The following is a 277-nucleotide window of genomic DNA, read 5'->3' as shown; positions in this document are numbered from 1 at the left end:
TCCGCCACGACCGCAGCAAATCTTTGTAGTCATACTGAATATTGGTGATTCAATATAACGTTGTAATAGTGGCTGGGCTACCTGGATTCGAACCAGGGAATGCCGGCATCAAAAGCCGGTGCCTTACCGCTTGGCGATAGCCCAACAATGAATGTTCATCTAATGAAAGAAACACATTCTAAATAATGGTGCGGTCGGAGAGACTTGAACTCTCACACCTCTCGGCGCCAGAACCTAAATCTGGTGCGTCTACCAATTCCGCCACGACCGCAGCAAA

At 48.4% G+C, this 277-nt stretch carries 2 tRNA genes; both read right to left on the bottom strand.

The window, feature by feature from the left end:
- Positions 1 to 69: 69 nt before the first annotated feature.
- Positions 70 to 144 (bottom strand) — tRNA-Gln (locus AB4274_RS20525).
- Between the two features lie 42 nt (positions 145 to 186).
- Positions 187 to 271: transfer RNA gene (locus AB4274_RS20520), tRNA-Leu, on the bottom strand.
- Positions 272 to 277 lie beyond the last annotated feature (6 nt).

Source organism: Vibrio sp. 10N.261.55.A10 (assembly GCF_041470825.1).
Classification (GTDB): Bacteria; Pseudomonadota; Gammaproteobacteria; order Enterobacterales; family Vibrionaceae; genus Vibrio; species Vibrio crassostreae_C.
This window is presented reverse-complemented; position numbering and strand designations above follow the sequence as displayed.